The sequence below is a fragment of the Promineifilum sp. (SeqCode) genome, from assembly GCF_041918635.1.
Taxonomy (GTDB): Bacteria; Chloroflexota; Anaerolineae; order Promineifilales; family Promineifilaceae; genus Promineifilum.
The window spans coordinates 1-3,699 of record NZ_JAYRVJ010000059.1 but is presented as its reverse complement, the minus strand read 5'-3'; the positions used below and the strand labels follow the sequence as shown (position 1 = coordinate 3,699).

The following is a 3,699-nucleotide window of genomic DNA, read 5'->3' as shown; positions in this document are numbered from 1 at the left end:
TCCGTCACGCCGATGGCCCCGCGCGTGTCCAGCACGTTGAACAGTTGCGAGCACTTCAGGTTGTAGTCGTGGGCCGGAGCGACGAGGCCGTGCTCCAGACAGCGGTACGCCTCGCGCTCATAGGTCTCGTAAATCATCTTCAGCGCGTCCACGTCGGCCACGTTGAAGTAGTACTGGCAGTGCTCGATCTCCGACTGGAGCAGCGCGTCGCCATAGCCCACGCCCGCGCCGTAGTCCATCTCCCAGACGCTATCCTTGCCTTGCAGCGCCAGGGCGATGCGGTCGAGGCCGTAGGTGATCTCGACCGAGACGGGGTCGAGGTCGACGCCGCCCGCCTGCTGGAAGTAGGTGAACTGGGTGATCTCCTGGCCGTCGAGCCACACCTCCCAGCCCAACCCCCACGCCCCCAGCGCCGGCGACTGCCAGTTGTCCTCGACAAAGCGGATGTCGTGCTCGCGCTGGCTGATGCCGATGGCCTCCAGGCTCTTCAGGTACAGCTCGATGGGGTCGCCCGGATCGGGCTTCAGGATGACCTGCAACTGGTAGTGCTGCTGCATGCGGTTGGGGTTGTCGCCGAAGCGGCCGTCGTCGGGCCGGATGCTCGGCTCAATGTAGGCCACGTTCCACGGCTCCGGGCCGAGGACGCGCAGGATGGTGGCCGGGTTCATCGTGCCCGCGCCGACCTGCACGTTGTAGGGCTGCCAGATGAGGCAGCCTTGCGCCTGCCAGTACTCCAGCAGGCGGAGGATCATTTGTTGGAAGTTAAGCGGCGTCTGCATAGGGTTCTCGTCGTCAACAGGGTAATGGATGGATTATAGCAGAAGAGGCTCACGCCAAGAACGCAAAGGATTCCAGGAACGCCAAGCTTCTCTTCTTTGCGTCCTTTGCTTCTTTGCGTTCTTGGCGTGAGCTTCTTCTATTCTTCCGGCTCCGCGGCGGCGAACAGTTCCGCCTCGCGCCGCAGCCGGTGCAGGAAATCCACCGACTTCAGGTTGCGCTCCAGAATGTGGGTCAGGTAGTCGTACATGATGCGCTCGATCTCGTGCAGCACGGCCGGGCGCAGGCGCAACTGGCTGACCGTGTCCCACGACCGCGTCTGGAGGTAGCGCATCACCTTGACCGCCACGGCCGAGATGGGCACGGCCCGCGGGTCGGCCCCTTCACAGCCGGGACAGAGCAGCCCGCCCAGGTCGGGGCTGAACAGCTGATCCTGCTCCTGGATCGGCTCGCCGCAGGACACGCAATTGAATAGCCGCGGCTGGAAGCCGGTCAGCGACAGCAGCCGCAACTCGTAGTAGCGCGCGGCCAGCAGCGGGTCGTCGCCGTCGGCCAGCGTGCCCAGCGTCGTCGCCACCAGCTCGTACACGTCGCGGTGCGGGTCGTCGTCCACGGTGAAGCGGTCGAGCAGCTCGATGGCGTAGGAGGCGTAGGTGGCGCGCACCAGGTCGTCGCGCAGCCGCGCGTAGGACTCGACCATCTCCGCCTGGGTGGCGATGTCCAGGTCGCGCCCCTCGGCAATGAGGAACTTGCTGCGCATGAACAGCTCGACGTGGCCCGTCTTGCGGCTCTGCGGCTTGCGCGCCCCCTTGGCGATGGCCCGAATCTTGCCCCGGTCGTGGCTGAACAGCGTCAGCAGCCGGTCGGCCTCGCCGAAGTCGCTGCGGCGGATGACGACAGCCTCGGTGCGGAAAGTGCGCTCGCGTGCCATGCGGACAAGTGTACCTGAGAACGCCGGAACCGGCAGGTTGGGGCGCGGCGGTCTAGACAGGCTTTACCAGATTCATCGTAAAGGCCGGAAAGCCGCCCAGCTTCTCGCCCACCTCGAACCCGGCTTCCCGCGCCAGGTCCTGAATAGCGCCCGGGGTCTGAAAATCGGGATCGGGCAGCACTTCCGTGATGGATAGGACACCGCCCGGTTTGAGCGCCCGGTATACTTCGCGCAGGGCAGCCGCCTTGTCAGGAATCTCGCCCAGCACGGTGACGAGAAAGGCGCGATCGAATGATTCTGGTTCGGTCTGTCCTTCACCCGCGCCGGCATGGAGCAGGCGGACGTTGGTGACGTTTTGCGCGTCTATCCGTTGCCGCACGCGCTCGAGCATGGACTCCTGAATGTCAAGCGCTACCACTTCGCCGGCCGGCCCAACTCGCCGCGCGGCCGGCAACGTGATGCGCCCCGGGCCGCAGCCAACATCCAGTACACGCATCCCTTCGGCCACGCCCGCGCGGTCGAGCAGCAATTCCGCCCCGGCCACCCGGCTCATGAACGGGTTTTCCAGTAGAAAACTGAGACTGGAGGGGCAGGGCAAATTGCGCTTTTGGCGGCGCCAGATCAGAAACCCTATCCCCGCCGCGGCCACAACGACCAGCGCGCCTCCACCTCGCCTGAGTGCTGACATAGGCTCCTCTCTTGTGATGCCCGCTGTTGGCATGCACGTTGTCCGTATGGTTCTCTTAAATGTCGAAACCATGGCCGAAGCGTGCGGTCCGCTTTGTCTTCAGCAGCTTCTACCTTACGCTTTGAGAACGGCGAGCGCTCCGCTCATGCCCGACGCCGTCGCTCCACCCAACTGGACGGGGGTGACGCGGTTCATCAGGTCGGCCGGGCCGATGGCGGCGACGCGGATGTAGTTGTCGGTGTAGCCCACCCAGCGCAGCCCCTCCGGCTCCGCGCCGACCGCCTGCTCCCACAACACCGGGCGCGTCGCCCCGTCATAGCGGGCGTGAAAGGCCGCGCCCAGCCGCTCGCCCAGGGCGATCAGCTGCCGGGCGCGCTCCTTCTTGACCGGCCCGGGAACCTGGCCGGGCAGTCGCGCGGCGGCCGTGCCGGGGCGCGGGCTGTAGGGGAAGACGTGCAGCCGGCCGAAGGCCAGTTCCGCCACGTAGGCCAGCGTCTCGGCGTGCTCCTCGTCCGTCTCGCCGGGGAAGCCGGCGATCAGGTCGGTGCTCAGGTTCAGGTCGGGGATGTGGGCGCGGGCCTCGTCGGCCAGGGCGCGGAAGCTGGCCTGGCTGGTGCGGCGGGCCATGCGGCGCAGCACCCGGTCGCTGCCCGACTGGAGCGGCAGGTGCAGGTGGGGCAGCAGGCGCGGGTTCTCCCACAGCCGGAAGAAATTGGGGGCGACATCCCACGGCTCCAGCGACGACAGGCGCAACCGGGGCACGTCGGTGTCGGCCAGCAGCGCCGCCGTCAGTTCGGCCAGCCCGGCCGGCCGGCCCAGGTCGCGGCCGTAGCTGCCCAGGTGGACGCCGGTCAGCACCACCTCGCGGTAGCCGGCGGCCGCGAACGCCTGCACCTCGGCCACCACGTCCCCCAGCCGGCGGCTGCGCCCCGCGCCGCGGGCGATGGTCGTCACGCAGAAGGTGCAGCGGTTGTCGCAGCCGTCCTGCACCTTGATGAAGCCGCGCGTCCGGCCCATGCTGCCGGCGGCCGTCTCGCGGCTGAGCGGCTCGCGGTCAAAGAGCGGCCGGTCGGCCGGCAGGGCCGGGTCGAGCAGCAGCGGGATGCGCTCCTTGTCAGCGTTGCCCACCACACGGCCCACGCCGGGCAGCGCGGCCAGCTCATCCGGGGCGATGGCGGCGTAGCAGCCGGTCAGGACGATCTCGGCCTCTCCGTTGGCGCGGGCGAAGCGGCGGGTCAGGTTGCGGGCGTCGCGGGCCGCCTCGGCCGTGACGGCGCAGGTGTTGAGGATGACCGTGTCCGCC

General features: G+C 67.9%; 4 protein-coding genes. All 4 read right to left on the bottom strand.

The window, feature by feature from the left end:
- Nucleotides 1-779: glycine--tRNA ligase subunit alpha (locus ACE3UY_RS01935; protein ID WP_374685865.1), on the bottom strand; the 779-nt coding region annotated here is incomplete at its 3' end.
- 137 nt (nt 780-916) lie between these two features.
- Nucleotides 917-1,708 carry a DNA repair protein RecO gene (gene recO, locus ACE3UY_RS01930; RefSeq protein ID WP_374685864.1) on the bottom strand — a complete coding sequence of 264 codons (792 nt, stop codon included), beginning with the start codon at nt 1,706-1,708 and terminating at the stop codon, nt 917-919.
- A 52-nt stretch (nt 1,709-1,760) separates the two neighbouring features.
- Nucleotides 1,761-2,396 carry a class I SAM-dependent methyltransferase gene (locus ACE3UY_RS01925; RefSeq protein ID WP_374685863.1) on the bottom strand — a complete coding sequence of 212 codons (636 nt, stop codon included), beginning with the start codon at nt 2,394-2,396 and terminating at the stop codon, nt 1,761-1,763.
- A gap of 114 nt (nt 2,397-2,510) precedes the next feature.
- A partial coding sequence (locus tag ACE3UY_RS01920) for a MiaB/RimO family radical SAM methylthiotransferase (protein ID WP_374685862.1) occupies nt 2,511-3,699 on the bottom strand: 1,189 nt, incomplete at its 5' end.

Excerpts from the sequence above, each read along its gene's own strand:
- recO (WP_374685864.1), bottom strand. The coding sequence starts at position 1,708 with ATGGCACGCGAGCGCACTTTCCGCACCGAGGCTGTCGTCATCCGCCGC.
- ACE3UY_RS01925 (WP_374685863.1), bottom strand. The coding sequence starts at position 2,396 with ATGTCAGCACTCAGGCGAGGTGGAGGCGCGCTGGTCGTTGTGGCCGCG.